Raw genomic sequence first — 18085 nt, forward strand, 5'->3', positions numbered from 1 at the left:
CTCAGAGCGGCCTTCCCGGCCTTGGTGTCACTCGTCACGTCAGTCATCAACTGTCGCTTCCAGCTCGGGAGTTACACCGCTCACCGTACAGACCCAACATGCGGATCGGTGAGCGTGGCTCCGTTCCGGCTCACGATCAGCCCGTCCCGTACGGGACCCTGCGGGGCGACAAGCGGCGCCGCCGAGACCAAGCGGTATGTCAGGCGACGCTTTGGATTGTTCGCGCGTAGTGTGGCCCAGGCGCTGACGGCCAGCCCAAGGGCGGCTATCGCGACACCCAAGGCCGTCCAGAACGTTCCACTCTCATACCACTGTCCCGCCATCGTCATGGCCGCCATTGAAGCGGATCAAGAGCCCACGAGCCCATGGAACCCGGACAATTGGTGTTGCCAGCACAATTTGCGAAGGCTCGTGTGCCGCTTCGGATCGACGCCCGTCGAGCACGGTGGTAGCCGAGGGAGCTCGCTGGGTCACGGTAGGCATAACCGTCTCAGCGTCTCAGCACCGCGACACGCTTGTCTCGCGGTAGGCTCTGTTCATCGTGAAGTTGGTCGACTAGTTGGCAATCTGTTGACCTTAACGCGAAGAGCGACCAGAGGCCCCGTCCTCCCGCCGGCTGGTACCCGGTGGGCCGAGAGAACGAGGCCCTGGTCGGTGGACACGTGGGCCTTGGCTGATCCTCAGTTGGGGCCTACGTGCTTCAGGCTCACGGACGGTGCTCGAAAAGCCACGCGAGCACGAGGAAGACCTCGCAGCTCGCGCTCACACGCTCCGGGGAGACGTGCGGCCGTACGCGTTCCTGCCACCGATCTTTCAGCCACTGAAGCGGCTTCAAGATCGGCTCCCCTTCCTGGTGCGGGGTAGCGCCCCGCGCCGCTGGGGTCGCAGTCCGCGCCCCAGCTGGTTGGTGCGGTCCGTGATCCCTGAAGGAGTAAGCAGGACAATACAGCGCTGCTGGGGGGTGCACGGGACCCCTCCACACAAAGTGTTCACGTAACGCCAATTCTCGCAGCTCAGCTGCTTTTTGATAGCGCTGATGCACCGAGGGAAGCGTGGCAGGGTGGACCGCCAGTGATGATGTCCAACCCGGCTGCGCCTGGTTCGTGGATGAGCCAACTACCGCATCGTCGACCTGTTTGCGGGCCCCGGCGGCGTCGGGCGGGGATGCGGCCAGCCGCAACGTGCTCGCGCCGCCGCTAACCATCACCGTTACCACCGCGACAGCGGTCGCCTGGTGCACCGAAAAGGCATCGCATGGACCATCCCAACCGGCGCCAGCGACGTGCCGTCTCGCGTGACGAGGCCCGCCGCACCGCACACCCCAACCCCACGCCGGGCAAGAACCGCGCACAGCGCCGAGCGCTCCGGTACCGCCCGAGCGCCGAGATCACCTACCACCGCAGCCAGGCGCGCGCCGCCCGCCGGAGGGCCCTGGACAAGGCCCTGCGGCAGGAGTGGGCCAAGGCCGGCCACGCCGGGCAGTACCCCTCCGGCCAGAGGCGCATCAACCACAAGCGCAGCGTCCGCGAGCGGGAGTTTTGGAACTGGGCTACACCTTGGGGACTTTGCGGACCTGAAGTCGTGAAGCGCCTAAGAATGCGGCGCCCCCGAACTATTAGTCCGAGGGCTTCGCATCGTCAGGAAAACTCGCGCCAGCGCTTTTCCTGCTGTTCCATCAACATGCGCGAGTAGCTTGGGTTCTTGCCCAGAGCGCGGTTGAGCTGGGCTGCCGTCGTGGGTGTTCCCTCTAGAATTGCCACGCACAGGCCAGGTAGCGTGGGATCTTCGGCGCGGCTTGTGGTGGTCGGCGGATAGAGGATGCACAGACGGTCGGGGCAGAAGACGCTCCCCGATGCCCTTCGGCTGCTCGTTATGTAGTACAGGAGGCTCCCGCATACCGAGCAACGCCGCTCATACCGCTCCATACGCCTGCGACAAGTGATCTTGAAGGGCGCCAATCAGCGCCCTGATGACACGGGGGTCATCAGGAAACGGACAGCCGAGGTGGTACTTCATCTGCTTGCTCCAGTTGGACAGCTCCAGCATGGGAGCGACTCCCGGCAGTGCCCGTGAGCGAAGCTTGAGTTGGAGATCGGTGTTGATCCCGATAGACCCCAGCTCTACGTCTGTTGACCTGACCTCCGACATGCATATGAGTGTCGATGCAATGACACATGTAGGTCAACTCTGCTCGCGGAGTTCGGTGACCATGGCCATCAGGGGGACGAGGCCTCGCTCCATCTCCGCCAGGGCCTGCGGGGCACACGCACGTACGTAAGCGGAACAGAGCGGCTGATGGCAATCAGCCTGGTGATCGACTCCGGGGACACGATAGGGCACGGCTCTGACAGTCTTCCCGGCTTCGGAATCCCAACTCGGCAGGGACGCTTCGGTAATGGCGGTGAAGCCATGAGCAAGGGCTGTTCAGCGTCGGTGTGGACGGGGAGGGTCGATGTCGCACTGCCCCCCCACGAGGGCGTGGAGATTTTGGACGAGGACTGGTGGTACTGCCGTGACTGTGGCGACGCCGGGCCCTACCTATTCCCTATCCGCCGCGCCGAGCGTCTGCCGGTGCGCGGCCGAGAGCCACGGCGAGGACTACGGCGAGGTCCTGACCAGGCGCGACAAGAGGCGGTACTACTGCCCCGACTGCGGCAACGTCCTCACCGTCTACACCAAGCGCGCACCCGAGCTGGTCCCCGTCCACTACCGCTGGGGCGGCACCGCGGCCGTGAAGTGCGGGGCCTCTCAACGCTCCGAGGAGCTGGAGCCGGCACCGTGAAGCTCGTCTGCGCCAAGCACCCGAACACCGAGGTGACCCTCAAGCCGACCGCCGATGGCCGCTGGGACATCTCCGGCCTGGCCTGCCCGTGCATCGCAGAGCGGGTCGCCAAGCACATCCGCCAGGCCACCAAGGACCCGCCATGAGCAAACGCCACACCCGCACGGTTGGGCGCTTCGACGACGAGCACTTCTGCCGCTGCGGCGACTCCTGCTGCGTGGATGAGTTCACCGGCCTGTGCCTGTGCCGGCGCTGCGCCTGCCACCGAAACCGCAAGGTCGGCTCCGCCGTGCCCAACAGCACGACCTACAAGGGGACCTACAGCCGCTCCTACGAGGTAGGCGTCGACCCGCTGGGCATGAGCCTGCCGCCCAGGACGGTCGAGGACATGCCAGCTCGCGGCGAGTTCGTCGACTGAGGCGCGAGGGAGGCCCCGGCGCGAGACGCTACGCCGGGGCCTTCACTGTCACGCCGAGTCGAGCGCCGACAGGATGCCCAGCCCGAGCGTCATCGAGGCGGCGAAAGCCGCTCCTGCGTAGAGGATGGCGGCGGCCAGGGGCTTCGCCTGCATGCGCGTGAGGATGCCTGCCGTGACCGCGACGAGCACGGACACCAGGCCGCATATGACGACCAGCAGAACCTTGACGATGCTCATCGACTATGCGACTCCGGCCAGGTGGAGAGTCGGACGGTCCTCGTTCATAATGTGGGTACTCCAATCTTCTGCGATTGGACGTGAGGCCACCCGCTGTGTTTGAAGGCGCACGGGTGGCCTTGTCCGTTGATGCCGTCTTGCGTCGAGCTGATTGTGACCTAGCTGTCAGTCCATCAGCAAACCGGAACAGGGCCTTCCACCAAGGATTGTTGGAGTACGGGCCCAAAAAATTTTGGATCCATAGGCTCACTGCGCGCAGAGCCCGCTAAAACCTTCAGTTCGAAGGTTCGCGGCGCCTCGGGGTCGACTCCGTTCACAGAATCACTGTGTGCTGAGCCCGCTCAAGCCTTCAGTTCGAAGGTTCGCCGCGCCTCCCGCCGACTCCGTCCGTGCCCATCTGTCCCCCGGAGGTGTGTGCTTCGCGGCATCGACGTCAGCTCCTACCAGTCGGCCACGCCGGACCTGTCGGCGCTCTCCTTCCTCTTCATCAAGATCCCCAAGGGCCAGAGCTATGTGAACCCCAAGTGGTCCTCCCAGTACGCCGCCGGGAAGCTGGGCGGCCTGGTGCTGGGCAAGTACCACTACCCGACGATCACAGCCGACCCGGTGGCGGATGCCGACTACTTCCTGGCCCACGCCAACGTCCAGCCCCACGACGTCCTGATCCTCGACTGGGTGTGGTACGGGCAGTCCGGGTGGACCAACGCCATGGCCAAAACCTACAAGGCCCGCTGGCTCGCTCACGTGAAGGCCGCCCACCCAGACAACGGGGTCATTCTCTGGGGCGAGCCGGCCCAGCCCATGGTCTACTGCCGGTTCGCCATCACCGACCGGGCGGGTGCACCCGAGGCCATCGACGCCGCCGCAATCCTTGCCCAGCTGCGCAACGGCGAGCGCCGGCCGCGGACCGCCTTCACCGGCGAGACCACGCTGTGCGTCTCCTGGAACGACTGGCAGGTGGCCAAGGCCGAGGGCGGCGGCACCGCAGGGCTCGCCGAGCGCCCGAGATCGACGGCGATAGGCGCGCCCAGGTGCGCAATGCCGTCACCTTCGTCCTGGATGGCCTCGACCGCCTCGCCCCGCTCTTCCGGGACGTCACCGTGCTGGTGGTCGGCGGCAACCACGGCGAGAATCGCATCGGGGGCAGCCACACCACCCGCTCGGACAACGACGACTGCGCCGTCTTTGAGCACGCCGCGCGCGCCGCCGAGCGCGACCGGCGCCTGGCGCACGTCCGCTTCTCCATCGCCGACGCCGAGCCGGCCAAGACGCTCGACGTCCACGGCTGGATCCTCGGCACCACCCACGGGCACGTCTTCGCCCGTGGCTCCGGCTCGACCGGGCAGAAGGCATACCGCTGGTACTCCGGCCAGGCGACCGACCACCTCCCGGCAGGCGACTGCGACCTGGTGCTCACCCACCACTACCACCACTTCGCCGCCCGCGACTGGGACGGCTGCTTCTGGGTGCAGACCCCCGCAATGGACGGCGGGTCGCCGCACTTCACCGACGAGACCGGCCAAGGCGCAGACCCCGGGATGCTCTCGTGGGTCATGAGCCCGGAGATGCGGGCCGTGGACGTTCAGATCGTGTGATCAGTGATCACGGGATCGATCTGATCTGCACGGCTTTACAGACGGTCACATGATCTGCACACTTCGGGCATGACAAGTGGTAGACGGGCGTTCCTCGGGGCCCCGTTCCTCATCATCGGCCTGCTCACCGGGTGCAGCGAGAAGACGGGTAAGGAGCACTCGCTGCCCAACGCTCAGCCTTCACCACACGCATCAGCGACGGCGAGCAGCCCAGCAAGACTCATGCTGACAGAGAGCTCAACCTGCGCCGATTACCTGCGCGTCAGCCAGGACGATCGAGCACGCTTCATCGAGCACGAGATGCAGGTTCATCAGCCGCAGACGAACGCTCCCGTTACATTGTCCTCGGAGTTCGCTCCGGGTGGTACGCCAACAGTCGTGAGCGGCAACGCGATGATGAACGAAATGGGCGCCGCGTATCTCGGACCGATTCTTGACAGCGAGTGCCCTCACAAGCTCTCAACGAAGATAGTTGTTGTCCTGGCTCCGGCCTGGACGGCAAGCCCGAGTTCTTGAGGTCGGTGGAGACCATGAACCATGGAAGACGGTCCCACCTTTTGCTCGCGGCCATCGCAGTCCTGGCGCTGGGCGGGTGCAGCAGCTCTCCACGCATATTGGGAGAGCGGTCCTCCAGCTCGAAGGCCCCCGTAAACGTTCCGGGGACGGTCGGATACCTGTACAGCAGCTCCAGCGGGATCAACTTCTTTCAGTGGCAGACCAACGCGTCGGGCACGATCCAGGGAACCCAGATGTCCGCGAGCCTCTCCGGGGATGTGCCCAGTGAGCAGATCTCGACCAACCGGTCCGACATCAGCGGGCAGATCAATGGCTCGTTCGTCACGCTCAACATTGGCTTCCACACCGACCAGGGGGTCCTCAGCGCGGGGACGCTAACTCTCAACGTGGTCCAGCAGGACGGCAGCATCCAGCCCATCGTCTACCGCCGGGCATCCGACGCGGACTACAACGCGGCCCTGGCCAAGCTCAACTCCGCTGTGCAGCAGACGAATAACCAGCAGAGCCAGGCCGACAACCGGGCTGCCGCCGAGCAGCAGGTCGCCAAGGACTATCAGGCCATCGGCAGCGATGAGACGAACGTGAAGAGCGACCTATCGAGTCTCAAGGACACGGTCTCCAGCACAGCGACAGACGTAGGTACCGTCCACAGTGACGAGCGGAACGTGCTGAGCGAATCCGGGAACGGCACAGACAACGGCACTGTTTGCGGTGACGCTGCCTCCGTGAGTGGTGACGCGGCCTCGGTGAGTGGTGACGCATCCTCGCTCAGCGGTGACCTCTCCTCCTTCACCAGCGACCTCACCTCGCTGGACAGGGACGCGCGCTCACTGAGCACCGATCTCGCCGCTCTATTGAACATCGAGCCGGGCTATACGGGAGGAGCGAACGAGCCGTCGCCAAGTACGGCGCGCGAGGCGGTGTCGGGAGCGGGCTTGGCTGCGTCTGCCGACATCCAGAGCGCAAACGGTGACATTGATAAGGAGAACTCCTACGTGTCCACCGCCTACGGGTACGCCGCGGACGCGCAGAAAGCCGGCAGCTGTGGTGAGCCGCCCAGCCCCCCGTCACCCATCTCTCACGTCCCTGCATCCGGGACCAGCAATCCTGACCCGCAATCTGGCTTCCTCCAGCCGGTGAGCAAGAAACCGCCCGGGCGTCGGGGGAAACGCTCGGGCAGGCCGCTACGGGACCTGAGTGCACCGACCGACCCCCTCCGGGGGCCGGTTCACACAAGCTTCTCCTGACGGCTCCGCGAAGCCAGTAGGTACGGTGCCGCGCGGCGTCGTCCAGACAACGGCTATCACACTCAGGAACCAAACCCGGGCAGCGCGGTAATCCCACAGCTCACAGGGTCTCTGGAGACTCATTTCGGGCGAGCGTGGCTCGATGGCGTCCGCCCCGTCGCATCCGGTGTCGTATCCGCCGTCGCTTCCGTGTACGCCCTTGGATACGACACCCGGACCAGGCCCCTCCCCACAGGTCGGGCGGCCTGCTAGCCAGCAGCGGGCGAGGGCGACTGTATATCGGTGCAGCAACGCATCCCGATCTACCACCAGCCGGGCCAGCCCCGCACACCCCGGCGTGTATCCCGGCGCCCGCCACTCTCCATCCTGCTGCATGTTCCCGCTCAGTGATTCCTTTTTCTCCCAACAGCCCAGGCATGCGAGCCGGCGCGGCGTTCACCGTGCAAGGCGGCGGCACCCAGGCGCAGCCGATGGTGCCGCCGCGCCGAGGGTCGCGCCATCGCGCGCGTACTGGATTCCCTGAAATTTCCGCGCGGTAGACAGCTTGCAATCGGTCGTGTGGGCCGACCGCCACGACGCCTAGCGTCGCGCCTCCGAGAATTCACCTGAAAACGAATCGTGAATTCACGAGAATTCCAGCATTTCCAAGCCGGAATACGACTTCAAGTGGTGTGTGAGTCGAGCTATATTTGAATTGTTCCCGGGAGGGGTCGGGAATGGGAAACCCCTGACGGACTCCGTTTGAAAACGGATGACGGGTGGAGTGCGCCCAAAAGAGGCCTGGGGTTTTCTCAATTCGGAATATGGCTATGCCTGCAGAGAAGGGCTTCACGAGATGACCGCTACCGCCGCACCGACGCCCCCGCCGTCCGGGACCACCACGCAGGCACCCGTATCCGGTACGCCGAACACCTCGGCGGCGCCTGTGAGTTCACCGCCCGGCCCCGGTGGGAAGGCGCGCCCGGGCGAGTTGCGGGCGATGATCGCGCAGGTGTTGGCGGCGAATGCGGCGGCGATGTTCACCGTCACGGAGCTGGCGAGGATGCTGGGGCATTCCGGCGGGGCCGTAGGGAATGCCTGCGAGACCCTGGCACGGCGGGGCGAGGCGGAACGTGTCGGTTCCAAACCACGTATGTACCGGGCGACACCGGCCACAACGACCGCAGCCCAGCGTGCCTCTGCAGGCCCGCCCGCCCCGAGTCCCAGGCCGACGGTGCCGCACCAGTCCGCCGGGCCAGCGGCTTCGGCTGCCCCGCCGGGCGGGCGGCCGGAGCCGATCTCCCGCCCGAACGGGCAGCGCTACCACCCCAGGGCGTTGGCGCAGTTGCCGGATGTGGAGGCGCTGCGGCGGCTACGCCAGGCGCAGGTTCCGGTGTTGCTGTACGGGCCGCCGGGGACAGGGAAGACCTCACTGATCGAGGCTGCCTTCCCGGACCTGATCACGGTGGCCGGGGACGGCGACACCACGGTCGGCGACCTGATCGGCGAGTACACCCAGGACGCGAACGGCGGATATGAGTTCGTCTACGGGCCGCTGGTGACCGCCATGCAGGAAGGCCGCGCCCTGCTCCTGGACGACGCCACCCTGATCTCGCCGAAGGTGCTGGCGGCCCTGTATCCGGCGATGGACGGGCGCAGGCAGATCCAGGTCAAGGCACACAAGGGCGAGACGATCATTGCCGCCGACGGCTTCTACGTGATCGCCGGACACAACCCGGGCGTGCACGGCGCGGTCCTCACCGAGGCCCTCGCCTCACGGTTCAGCGTGCAGATCCAGGTCGGCTCCGATTACGACCTGGCCGCCTCGCTGCAGATCAACCGCACGGCGGTGCGCATCGCCCGCAATCTCGCCACCCTTCAGCAGGCAGGCGACGTCGGATGGGCTCCGCAACTAAGGGAGTTGATCGCCTTTCAGAAGATCGCCGACGTGCTCGGCACCGAGGCCGCTTTCGCCAACCTGGTCGGCATCGCCCCCCTGGAAGACCGCGACACGGTCGCCGAGATCGTCACCAAGGCCATCGGCCGCCCGGTCACCGCACTCGCCCTAGGCCGCCAACTCTGACCCCGCTCCGGCCCGGCCAACCACCGGGCCGGGCCCCGGCCCGCCACCCGCACCCACCGACCCTTCTGGAAGGGACCGCATCTGCCATGCCCGCTCCCACCCACGTGTTGCCCACCCCGCCCGCCCAGACCGAGACCGAACAGGCTCTGGCCCGCTGGGAGGACGACGGCGGCCCCCTCTACGAGCCCCGGCCCGGCCTGCAGGCCGGGCACTGGCTGCGGATCGCCGCCGCCCTGACCGAACGCCTCCCTGAACTCGCGGGACGCGAGGATGTGATCGTCACCTGCGATGAGCAGACCCGCTCCGGGGCCCCGGCCGCCTTCTTCCCCACCCAGGCCGCCCTGGAAATCGACCGGGCACTCTTCGCCCCGCTCCATCCGGCCATCATCGACCCCACCCGAACCGGAGACGAGCACAACTACCCCGTCGCCTGGGGCGCGTTCACCCACGAAGCTGCGCACGCCGCCCACAGCCGGTGGACCACCCCGCCCCCGCTACGCGGAACCGCTCTGGATGCGGCGGCCCAGATGCTGGAGGAATCTCGGGCCGAACACGCCCACCTCGCCCGCCGCCCCGACGACCGCACGTTCCTGCGGTCCGCCGTCCACACCCTGGTCCTCGCGGACTTCACCACCCACACGCCGGGCGATGCGTGGCGGGCCGGGCTGGCCGCCGCCTTGATCCTCGCCCGCCGCGACGCCGGAATCCTCGACCCAGACGAAGCCCAGCCTGTAGAACACGCCGTCACCAGCATCCTCGGCCCCGACCTGCTGAACACTCTCGCGGCGATCTGGACGGCCGCGCACACCACCGCCGACGAGGACACCCAGGCGATGCTGGCCCACGCCGAGGCATGGTGCCAGGCCCTCGGCGCAGCCCCCCACCAGCCGGAACCGACCCCGGACGCGCGCTGCGGGCACAACGGGGAACTGGCCGAGGCGGTCGGCAAGGTCGCTGCCCAGGTGACCGTGAACGAGGCCACCCAGCGCGCGGCCCAGGCCCGCATCACAGCGACCCGCGCCGCCCGGGCCCGGGCGAAGGCCGCCCAGGCCGCCCAGGGACGCAAGGCGGCCGAGATCGCCGAGAAGGTCTTCGTCCCCGGGGCACGCCCCTTCACCCCTGACAGCCAGCGCGAGCGGGCCCGGGGCCGCCGCGCCCCCTCCCCGGTGACCGGGACCAGGCCTCCCACCCCCTCGGAGAAGGCGGCGGCCGGACAGCTCGCACGGGCCCTGCGTGCCGCCGCCTACCGCGAACGCACGGTCACCGTCACCGCCTCGGCGGTCCCGCCCGGACGCCTGAGCATGCGCGGTGCACTGGCGCGGGACGCGCAGAAGGCGGCGGGGGCGATGCCCACGGCGCAGCCCTGGATCCGCACCCAGCGCCGCCAAGGCCCCACCCCGCCGCTGCGGGTCGGCATCGCGGTGGACGTCTCCGGCTCCATGCGCGCCGCCGCCCACCCGATCGCCTCGGCCGCCTGGATCCTCGCCAAGGCCGCCGCCCTGACCGACCCGGACTCGCGTACCGCAACCATCGCCTACCGCCGCTCCATCACCGCGATCACCGCCCCCGGGCGGGCCCCGACGCGGGTGACCGAGTTCGACGCGGACGGCGGCGGCCACAGCCTCGCCGAGGCCACCGACGCCCTCACCGCCGGACTCGACCTCACCGCACCCGGTGCGGGCCGCCTGCTGGTGATCGCCTCCGACGGCTACTACCTCCCCCAGGAAGCCGCCTCCGCTACTGAGCGCATCACAGCCCTACGGGCGGCGGGGTGCGCGGTGCTGTGGCTCGCCTTCGACCCCGACCCACACCCCCTGCCCGGCACCACCCTCCTCCAGCTCACCGACCCGGCCCAGGCCGCCGCCGCGATCGGCAAGGCCGCCACCGCCGCCCTCGCGGCCACCAACCCCTGACACCCCGCTGCCGCCCCGGCACCGCCCGGGGCGGCACCCCCAACCGACCGCTGACCCACCTGCCGTAAGGAGTCCGCTCGCCATGACGTCTCTCGCCGAACGTGCCCACGCCGCCGCCGCATTCATCCGCCACAACAACGTCGTCAGCCTGCACGGCCCCTACCGGGGCGAGGAACACGCCCGCACCGCCGTACGGCTCGCCGCCGCCCTCGGCCTCAGCCTGGACCAGATCACCACCGCCTCCGACTGGCTGCGCCGCCGCACCACCCCCGGCGAGCCCATCCTGGCCACCGCCACTTGTCCCGACACCGGCGAGACCTACACCTTCCTCGCCCGATCCCCGATCTACGACGACGACCCGTTCGAACTCCTCGGCCCCTGCCCCGAATGCGGCGCAACCGTGCCCCTCGCCGAGATCAGGCACCTGGCCGACCTCGGCACCCACCTCGCCCATCCGCCGCTCAAGCCCGAGGAGCTCATGCACACCGACAGGCTGCCGGAGACCTTCACCCGCGACGAAGGCCACACCTGCATCTGCTCCTACGGCGAAAACCTCTGACCCCCACCCCCCACCACCCGGGAAGGAACCCTGCCGCCATGACCCACCGCATCAGCCGCCGCCTCGGCACCCCCGCCCGAGCCAACACTCCCGCCGCTGCGCCCGGTGTCGACCGCCCGGCCCGGCGCCTGCCGGGGGACGAGGCCCTCCGCGTGACCTTCGGCGAGGACGGCCCCCAGCTCCTTGACCGACAGAGCCGGGAACGGGGAACCGCGCTGGGAGAGCTGGCCGACCTGGTCCTCAAGACCGCCCGCGAAGCCGACCGGCTGCACGGCAAACTCCACCGCCACGCCGCCCACGTGCGCGCCCGCCTCGACGACGCGCTCGACCCCCACCTGGATCCGGTCTTCGTCCCGGTCACTGGCTTGCTCACCAGCACCGGCCACACCACCGACCTGCACGCGGCCCGCTTCGCCCAGCAGATGAGCCAGCTCGCCCTCGTCTTGGAGAGCTACCAGGCCGCCGTACGACGTATCAGGCGCGTAACCAGCCGTAGTTGACCCATACGGGCGTCCACGACCGGGCCCCAGAACTCTGCCCCTCTACCCCACACGCGGCGGGCCGGACACATGGAACCGGCTCGCCCCTCTCCGGAAGGACGTTTCACCCATGGCCGTGCCCGCAGCCGCACCGCACCATCAGCTCGTGCACAAGGTGCTCCAGCACGCGCATGCTCTCCTCGTAGTCGCCGGCCAGGACGAAGAAGCCCTGCCGCCTGCTGCACTTTTGGCCCGTGCGGCAGAGCGGGTGCCGGTCGAGGAGCGTGCCGAACCGGATCAACCTGCGCTCGCCTGGGTCGTAGCCGAGGCCGCCGTACAGATCCTGGCCTGCGCCCGCGCCCCCATCCGGGCACAGGACCCGCACCTGGCGAACTGCCTCCAGGCCCTCGATCAGCTGCCCCGTACGGCTCGAGCCGGCCTGCTCGCGCGGGCCGTGAGGCGCACCGTCCCCGACCACGATGGCACTACGTTGCCCACGCTCAGCGTCCCCGCCCTCGATGGGAGCCCGGCCTCCCGGCACCGTGCGGCAGGGCGTTGTCCGTGCCCGTGCAACACCCGCGGCTTCTGCGGCGGTTGCGGGCACGCAGGTTGCGGAGGACGGCGATGAACCGGCCCACCGGGCAGGGCGACGCCGAAGTAGCGATGCAGCATGCCGTCGACGATGACGGGGTCGAGGCCGAGAACAGCGAACCATACGACGAGGTCGCCAACCCCCGTACGAGCACCGTCCGGCTCTGCGCCAGGCTCCGCGCCACGTGCATCTTCCACAGACCCGCTTTCGCGCGAGCACGAAACCCTGCGGCTCCTGGCATGACCGCGTCAGCCAATATGGGTCCGGCCTGGGCTCACGACCGACACTCCGTCACACTCAGGGAAGTTTGCGACCCGTGGGGCACCTGGTGCCGGGCCGGCGCCCGGGAGTGATGGCTCAGGCGGGTCGCCGATACTCGAGCAGCTGATCGAACGAGAGGGGGCCGGGGATGAAGGAGCTGCAGGACGGAATAACCCATCTACTGCCTGAGGTGGTCAAGGCGGAGATCGAACCAGAAAGCTGCCCGACTTGGTTGCGGCGGCCGGGACGGATCGAATGCGCCGGTATGTGGCAGACGGTTTCGGCGATCTACGGCGCGCTCACTGGGCTGGTGCTGCCTGAGCAGGCTCCTTCTCGTGAGCGGCGGAGTCTAGATGTCCTGCTGACTTACGAGGACGGGCGGCGGCAGATCTTGGAGGTAGACGAGAGGCAGCACTTCACCGCGGCCCGTGCGCTCACCCTGGAGTCCTACCCGGCCGACGTGGAGCTCGGCTTTGATGCTGGTCAATGGTTGGCCCGTTCTCGGGCCTTGGCCGGGCGCGAACCTGGTGGCGGCTTCGGTAAGCCGAAGCCGCCGTTGTTCCCCGGACAGGGCGGCCGCCATCGCCAGCGCGCCTTTAGAGACGCGCTGGCGGACCTGCTGCCACCCGTGCACGGCTGGCTCCCGACCATCCGGATCAGCGATACGGAAGTCATCACCATCACCTGCGCACCGGATCCCGTCTCGTCCCTCTGGGTACTACTCGGTGAACGCGGCGTACCAGCCTCTCATTTCCGTCTTTGAGGGTTATGCCGAGGGCCGTGCCTGCTCGAAGTCGACCGGACGTCCGTTGCCTGATAGGGCACCCGGTTAGGCACGCGCCGACCAGCACGGCATCCAACGTCGGGTGCTTAGCCTGAGGCGTTGTCGCTGACCCGGCGCGGGCAGTACCGTCATGGAACGCGGATAGCCACGCGTTCATCCGACCTTGGTGCCGCGAGTAGCCGTGGAGGTGGCGGTGCCTGCTTCTGTGACAGAGACGAGAGGTCCCCCCAGAGCCTCACGTTCCTCCTCGTCCCGCGGCACTCGGCTAGCCGCAGGAGAACGGTGCGTGGCAGCCTCCTGGGCGAGCAACCCCAAAGAGAGCCAGTGGAAGGCCGAGTGGCCCGCCGGTGCATCCCCCGTCGCCGGCGAGCCACCAATCAACCACTGACCCTCATCCTGGAAGGCTCGACATGGAAGCTGCCGGGTGGGTGACGGCCACCTTGGCCGGCATCGCGGGAGGCATCTCCGTCCTCGGATACCTCTTCGATCAGGTGCCACCGCTGTCGCAGAAGGCGATCAGGGCCGTCCGCTCTCTCCGCGCCCTTCGCGAGGAAGTAAAGCGAAGCAAGTGACGAACCGGCGTCGTACCGGCCTCGTGCCGGTGCGGCGCCGGTCGTACGAAGGGGAATGCTTGCTGGACAACGTGGTCCTCCACGCCGTCTGCGGCTTACCTCAACTGATGCAGGGCACAAGCGCACCACGGTAGGCGTGGTCGACCGCTACGCGAGGTCAGCGATGGATCTCCGCGCACGGTGTGTCGTCCGCCTGGTTGAACTGAATGCACAACCACGTTCCGTTCTGGAAGCGTCGTCCCTTCAGGTTCCAGTTCACGCTGGAGAACTCCGTCATTCCCGCGGTGATGGGAGTCGCGTCCTTCCAGCCGGTGATGTCGGTCCTCTCGCCTCTGTAAACCGTGTAGAGCAGGGCCCGGACACCGGTGCCGTGACCGTCCATCCAGCCGCCCGCCTGCTTCACCGACAAGCCCTTCCCTGTGACGCTCAGCCCTACTTTGCCCTTCTGGATGGTCGCGTCTGCGTGCGCGGGGGCAGCCGTGCAGGCCAAAGAGAGAAACACTACGGCGAGGGTCGTCATGGGTTTCATGGTTCGTCCAAGTGAAGGCGTCATGTGGGCAGTTAGGGAGTCCGGCATCGGCCCCAGGGAGGACCTATTGGACATCCGGGGTAACGAGTAGGATGCGCGTGAAGCCTCCCATTGTCACTCGAATCAGTGGAAGGTCATCTTAGGATGGGCAAAACAGTGCGAGAGGTGCCAGGCTCGCGGCCTTCGTCAGCCTCGGAGCTGAACCAGCAGGAAGTGAGCGCCTGTTGCCTCGCCGCCGCGTTTCACTGTTTGCCTTGGTACTGCTAGCCGCACCGCCGCTGGCGCGGTCGGCTCCCGCAGGGGGCGCCGTGCCGTTACGGGCCGCCAGGGCGCCGGTGGCTGCCAAGGAGGAGTTCTGCCGGATCATCGGCTCATCGGCGACGGTGCGTGCCGTCTCGATGCCAAACCAAGGGCGGGAGCAACGCCGCTCGACACCACCTATAAGGGAGACACTTGCATCGCGCACGGCTGGGCCGAGGGCGATGGAACGTAGGCCAAAGTCACGATCAAGCGCACCGGCGTCACTGGCTATGTGCAATCGTCGCGGGTTGCCTGGGGCAAGGAGAGCTTAGTGCGTACCAGCAGGTGACCGGCCCACCAAAGCTGCCCCCTCGTGCACCATGATCCGCCCGTGCCAGCCGTCACCGATCGAGCTGTGGGAGCTCGATCGGATCTGCGCAGTCTGCATCCAGCGGCAGGTCGGGGCGGTTCATTCGAGTGAGAGCGGCGGATCAGCCTGGCGGGCGAGGAGCTGATCGTGGATCTGGCGCGCGCGTCGGGGACCGATCCGCAGATCGGTACGAAGCTTCCAGACGCTCACCGGTTTCCCGGTCGAGGCACGTGCCGCTTCGTCCAGGGCGAGTGCGCGTGGCCACACGTCGGCGTCTGTCGCTCCGCTGCTGCCCGGTGGAGATCCAGGGGTGGGGGAAGGGCCGTGGAGCCTCCGGCCGCCCGTACGGGGTCCGGCGTGGTGGGTGCTGCCGGTCCTGGGGACGCCGGCCGCTGCGGGCTGATGGCCGGATCGGCTCTCGACCGCCCCGACACTGCGCGGGTCCAGGATGGTGGCGTTCGAGCCGGGCCGCTCTTCGGCCGATCCTATGGCCATGGTGGAGCGCCGACTTGATGGCTTCGGGTTGGGGGAGCGGGTTCGGTCCATCAGGTCGGTGATGCAGCGTCGGTAGGCGGCGATCGTTTCTGTCAGGCCGATCAGGAGCAGGGCAGGGGTCAGGTGCAGCAGCACCGCGGCCGGATCGGCGCTGCGAGGCCAACCGATCTGTCCGTCGGGCCACAAGCTCTCCCAGGAGTTCATGAGAGCGGCGGTGCAGCCGGCGCCCCAGCGCAGTGCGGCAGACCAGACCGGCGGGCTGATGCCCCAGGAGGCCAGGCGCGCGTCCACATACAAGACGCCGGCGAGTGCGATGCCGATCATGGGGTCGAGGAGGATCGCGATCGGCAGAGGGACGCTGCGGCTGGTGGCGAAGCGGGTGACGTTGACCGTGGTGAACACCAGAGCGAGAGCCCCGACCGTGCACAGGACCCAGGTCATGGACTTGAGCAGGCTGATGGCCTCCCGTGTGTCGATGTGCTTCACCGCGCACCACCACCTTCTGGAGCCGAGGGCCGTGTCGCGCCCTGAAACGACGAGGCGGTGGTGTTCGCAGGGCCTTCGCGCACGACGGCTCCGGGACGCGGGGCCTCGATGGCCTGGCCATCTCCGGTGTAGAGGGAGACGTGGGTGATGGCGTGGGGGCTGGTGCCGAAGAACAGTAGGTCGCCCGGCGCGAGTTGCATTCCTTTGGCGAGGTGCGGGCCGTGGTCGTATTGGGCTTGGGCGACGCGGGGGATGGTGACCCCGGCGGTGCGGTAGGCGGCATGGGTCAGGCCTGAGCAGTCGAAGCCACCGTCGGCGGGTCCGTTGCCGCCCCACACGTATGGGGTGCCGAGTTGGGCTCGAGCGAAGGCGACCGCTCCGGCTGCCGCGGCTGTTGGGGCACGGGCGGCGCCCGCGTATGTGTCGGCGATGCGGAGGACTTGGTTCACGTAGGCGTCGGAGTGGTTGTAGTGCCAGATGGCGCCCCGCAGGTTCTTCCCATGGCGGGCGCCGTTGGCGCAGAGCAGCCGGGCGGCGGCGTAGACGGCGTCGATCGGGTCCCAGGGGGTGGGCGGTGTCTTCCCGCCGGGCGGTACGGGATACGCGTACGACTGGAAGGTGGACGGCAGGAATTGCATCGGTCCCACTGCGCCGGCCGAGGAGGTCATGGTGGAGTGGCGGGCATGGTCGGTCTCGACCTTCCCGATCGCAGCGAGGATCGTCCAGGACAAGCCCGGGCACTCCGGTGCGGCCCTCTGGTAGAGCACGAGCATGGAGGCGGGGATGTCCGCCAATGCGTGTGTGCTCGGAGCGGCCGCCATGCTGCCACCTGACGACAGGCCGCCCAGCAGCGCCGCCAGGATGAGGGCGCCCAGCGGCGGCAGGGCGAGGACCGTGCACCCGATGCCACCGGCAGCCTTGGTGAACAGGGAGCTCACACGTCCGCCTCGGGCACCGGTGGGAGCGGGGGCACCGGGAGAGTGACGGCGGTGTCGGCGTCCGTCGGCTCGAGATCAGAGGGCGGACTGAGCTCGGTCCAGCGGTCGGCGAGCCGGATGAGGGTGGTGCGGCGGGTGTCCCCGCCATCGAGCGGGCTCCACCAAGGTCCCCAGGGGCTGGAGGTGGTGAAGTCCGCGGACGAGGTCGCGATGTACAGGCCTAGGTCGCGTGCGGGTGCGGCGAGGCGGCGGCGGATGGCTTGGTCGCGGGAGGCGGTGCGGGTGTGGATGAGCAGGGCCGGCTGGGCGTTCGCTGAGGTGGCGAAGGCGGCGTAGCCGGCGAGTTTGGCCTCGACACGCGCGAGGGGCTGGCTGCCGGTGTCGTATTCGAGGAAGAACGGCAGTAGCTGGTCGCCGTCGTGCCAGTGGGCGTAGGCGTCGGGGCGGATGATGTCGCCCCAGCGGCGGGCGCAGGAGCGCTCGGACAGCCACAGCGACAGGCCGGTTCCTGGGGTGGTGCGGCTGTGGGCGGCGAGGTGGGTGAGGAGTTCGTTGACGCCGAGGTCGTGGCCCAGGGAGGGGGAGTAGGCGATGCGGCCGGTGTGGGTGGGGCGCCAGCCGAGGTCGGCAAGGTCGCATCCGGCATGGGCCGCGAGGACGGCGGCTCCGGCGGGGCCGAGGGTGTAGTGCTCGGGGGCGGATCCGGTCTGGGTCAGGGGGCGGAAGGAGTCGAGGACGGCGTGCTGGTGCAGGGTGCGCAGGCGGCGCTGGGCGGAACGCGGCGAGGTGAAGGCGAGGCTGGCGATCTGGCGGGTGGTCAGGACGCGGTGTTCGTGGAGCATCCGTGCCAGCCACAGATCACGGGCGGTGAGGATGCGGGAGAGTGCGGCGACGTCGGTGTGCCGGGCGGGGCGCGGGCGGGTGGTGGCGGCGCGGGCGGTGTAGCGCGAGCCGGGGCCGACGGCGGGGCGAGGGAGTGCGGGCATGACAGGTCACCACCGGAAGGAGGA

General features: G+C 68.3%; 19 protein-coding genes and 1 pseudogene. 13 read left to right on the top strand and 7 right to left on the bottom strand.

The annotated features are described in order from the left end of the window. Nucleotides 1-2512: 2512 nt before the first annotated feature. From ACFY2Z_RS28415 to ACFY2Z_RS28425, 3 genes are read left to right on the top strand one after another with little or no spacing between them, the layout of a single operon-like run. Nucleotides 2513-2782, top strand: a complete 270-nt coding sequence (locus ACFY2Z_RS28415) for a hypothetical protein (protein ID WP_390746935.1) — start codon at nt 2513-2515, stop codon at nt 2780-2782. Next, nucleotides 2779-2928 carry a hypothetical protein gene (locus ACFY2Z_RS28420; protein ID WP_390746936.1) on the top strand — a complete coding sequence of 50 codons (150 nt, stop codon included), beginning with the start codon at nt 2779-2781 and terminating at the stop codon, nt 2926-2928. Before ACFY2Z_RS28415 ends, ACFY2Z_RS28420 begins: the two co-directional genes overlap by 4 nt. Beyond that, complete coding sequence (locus ACFY2Z_RS28425; RefSeq protein WP_390746937.1) at nt 2925-3200, top strand: hypothetical protein; 276 nt, start codon at nt 2925-2927, stop codon at nt 3198-3200. Before ACFY2Z_RS28420 ends, ACFY2Z_RS28425 begins: the two co-directional genes overlap by 4 nt. Nucleotides 3201-3248: 48 nt before the next feature. On the opposite strand, the gene ACFY2Z_RS28430 is transcribed toward ACFY2Z_RS28425, so the two are convergent. Then, entirely contained in the window at nt 3249-3437 is a 189-nt protein-coding gene (locus ACFY2Z_RS28430; protein WP_390746938.1) for a hypothetical protein, read from the bottom strand. Nucleotides 3438-3851: 414 nt separating this feature from the next. Between ACFY2Z_RS28430 and ACFY2Z_RS28435 the strand changes: the two are divergent. The 4 genes and pseudogenes from ACFY2Z_RS28435 to ACFY2Z_RS28450 all read left to right on the top strand — a co-directional run. After that, nucleotides 3852-4181 (top strand): annotated as a pseudogene (locus ACFY2Z_RS28435) (GH25 family lysozyme); the annotation flags it as partial. A gap of 287 nt (nt 4182-4468) precedes the next feature. Beyond that, nucleotides 4469-5032, top strand: a complete 564-nt coding sequence (locus ACFY2Z_RS28440; protein ID WP_390747022.1) for a hypothetical protein — start codon at nt 4469-4471, stop codon at nt 5030-5032. 222 nt (nt 5033-5254) lie between these two features. After that, complete coding sequence (locus ACFY2Z_RS28445; RefSeq protein WP_390746939.1) at nt 5255-5548, top strand: hypothetical protein; 294 nt, start codon at nt 5255-5257, stop codon at nt 5546-5548. Nucleotides 5549-5781: 233 nt separating this feature from the next. Further along, the gene (locus tag ACFY2Z_RS28450; protein ID WP_390746940.1) at nt 5782-6795 is read left to right on the top strand and encodes a hypothetical protein; all 1014 of its coding nucleotides are present in this window, start codon (nt 5782-5784) and stop codon (nt 6793-6795) included. Between the two features lie 828 nt (nt 6796-7623). Here the strand turns inward: ACFY2Z_RS28450 and ACFY2Z_RS28455 are convergent. Further along, nucleotides 7624-7824, bottom strand: coding sequence for a hypothetical protein (locus ACFY2Z_RS28455; protein ID WP_390747023.1), 201 nt, complete (start codon nt 7822-7824; stop codon nt 7624-7626). Between ACFY2Z_RS28455 and ACFY2Z_RS28460 the strand changes: the two genes are divergently transcribed. The 4 genes from ACFY2Z_RS28460 to ACFY2Z_RS28475 all read left to right on the top strand — a co-directional run bounded on the left by ACFY2Z_RS28460 (nt 7778) and on the right by ACFY2Z_RS28475 (nt 11829). Further along, nucleotides 7778-8857 (top strand): AAA family ATPase, encoded by a 1080-nt coding sequence (locus tag ACFY2Z_RS28460; RefSeq protein WP_390747021.1) that lies wholly within the window; start codon nt 7778-7780, stop codon nt 8855-8857. The genes ACFY2Z_RS28455 and ACFY2Z_RS28460 overlap by 47 nt on opposite strands. Before the next feature lie 86 nt (nt 8858-8943). After that, nucleotides 8944-10770 carry a hypothetical protein gene (locus tag ACFY2Z_RS28465; protein WP_390746941.1) on the top strand — a complete coding sequence of 609 codons (1827 nt, stop codon included), beginning with the start codon at nt 8944-8946 and terminating at the stop codon, nt 10768-10770. An 82-nt stretch (nt 10771-10852) separates the two neighbouring features. Continuing rightward, a complete protein-coding gene (locus tag ACFY2Z_RS28470) occupies nt 10853-11329 on the top strand; it encodes a hypothetical protein (RefSeq protein ID WP_390746942.1) in 477 nt (158 codons plus the stop codon). Between the two features lie 38 nt (nt 11330-11367). Beyond that, on the top strand, nt 11368-11829 hold the full coding sequence (locus tag ACFY2Z_RS28475; protein ID WP_390746943.1) for a hypothetical protein: 462 nt from the start codon (nt 11368-11370) through the stop codon (nt 11827-11829). A 103-nt stretch (nt 11830-11932) separates the two neighbouring features. On the opposite strand, the gene ACFY2Z_RS28480 is transcribed toward ACFY2Z_RS28475, so the two are convergent. Next, on the bottom strand, nt 11933-12286 hold the full coding sequence (locus ACFY2Z_RS28480) for a hypothetical protein (RefSeq protein WP_390746944.1): 354 nt from the start codon (nt 12284-12286) through the stop codon (nt 11933-11935). Nucleotides 12287-12809: 523 nt separating this feature from the next. Between ACFY2Z_RS28480 and ACFY2Z_RS28485 the strand changes: the two genes are divergently transcribed. Together ACFY2Z_RS28485 and ACFY2Z_RS28490 are read left to right on the top strand one after the other, a co-directional pair. Further along, entirely contained in the window at nt 12810-13424 is a 615-nt protein-coding gene (locus ACFY2Z_RS28485; RefSeq protein ID WP_390746945.1) for a hypothetical protein, read from the top strand. 431 nt (nt 13425-13855) lie between these two features. Beyond that, complete coding sequence (locus ACFY2Z_RS28490; RefSeq protein WP_390746946.1) at nt 13856-14017, top strand: hypothetical protein; 162 nt, start codon at nt 13856-13858, stop codon at nt 14015-14017. 157 nt (nt 14018-14174) lie between these two features. Here ACFY2Z_RS28490 and ACFY2Z_RS28495 read toward each other — a convergent pair whose 3' ends face one another. The 4 genes from ACFY2Z_RS28495 to ACFY2Z_RS28510 form a co-directional block, all read right to left on the bottom strand. After that, nucleotides 14175-14537, bottom strand: coding sequence for a hypothetical protein (locus ACFY2Z_RS28495; protein ID WP_390746947.1), 363 nt, complete (start codon nt 14535-14537; stop codon nt 14175-14177). Nucleotides 14538-15255: 718 nt separating this feature from the next. After that, nucleotides 15256-16137 (bottom strand): extensin, encoded by an 882-nt coding sequence (locus ACFY2Z_RS28500; protein WP_390746948.1) that lies wholly within the window; start codon nt 16135-16137, stop codon nt 15256-15258. Continuing rightward, the gene (locus ACFY2Z_RS28505; RefSeq protein WP_390746949.1) at nt 16134-17075 is read right to left on the bottom strand and encodes an NlpC/P60 family protein; all 942 of its coding nucleotides are present in this window, start codon (nt 17073-17075) and stop codon (nt 16134-16136) included. Before ACFY2Z_RS28505 ends, ACFY2Z_RS28500 begins: the two co-directional genes overlap by 4 nt. Next, a complete protein-coding gene (locus ACFY2Z_RS28510; RefSeq protein WP_390746950.1) occupies nt 17072-18061 on the bottom strand; it encodes a replication-relaxation family protein in 990 nt (329 codons plus the stop codon). Before ACFY2Z_RS28510 ends, ACFY2Z_RS28505 begins: the two co-directional genes overlap by 4 nt. Between the last annotated feature and the right edge of the window lie 24 nt (nt 18062-18085).

It is taken from the genome of Streptomyces sp. NPDC001222 (assembly GCF_042896945.1).
GTDB lineage: Bacteria > Actinomycetota > Actinomycetes > Streptomycetales > Streptomycetaceae > Streptomyces > Streptomyces gibsoniae.